General features: G+C 66.9%; 1 protein-coding gene. It reads left to right on the top strand.

Annotated elements, in window-relative coordinates; genetic code table 11:
• Nucleotides 1–190: 190 nt before the first annotated feature.
• Nucleotides 191–507 (top strand): AMP-binding enzyme (locus ACXJ3V_RS20870; RefSeq protein ID WP_457102266.1); only part of this gene is annotated, 317 nt, incomplete at its 3' end.

A 507-nucleotide genomic window follows, 5' to 3' on the forward strand; every position in this document is an offset into this window, starting at 1 on the left:
GTACGGCATCGACATGAAGATTGTCGATGAGCACGGCGGCGAACTCCCGCGCGACGGCCGCGCTTCGGGCGASCTGATGGTGCGCGGWCCCTGGGTCATTGCCGCCTACTTCARGGGCGAGGGCGGTGATCCGCTYGTCGACGGSTGGTTCCCGACSGGCRACGTCKCGACSATCGAYGCCGAYGGRTTCATGCAGATCACCGACCGCAGCAAGGATGTCATCAAGTCCGGCGGCGAGTGGATCGGCTCGATCGACCTYGAAAACATCGCGATGGCCCACCCGGCRGTGGCGATGGCCGCGTGCATCGGYGTCGMGCACCCGAARTGGGAYGAGCGCCCGCTGCTGGTCGTGACCAGGAAGCCGGGCGCCGCGGTGACGCGCGAGGAACTTCTCGACTTCTACRACGGCMGKATCGCCAAGTGGTGGACGCCGGACGACGTGGCRTTCGTCGACAGCATTCCGCTGGGCGCCACGGGRAAGRTGCTGAAGAACCGGCTGCGCGAGAC

The sequence above is a fragment of the Microbacterium sp. P5_E9 genome (assembly GCF_054049175.1).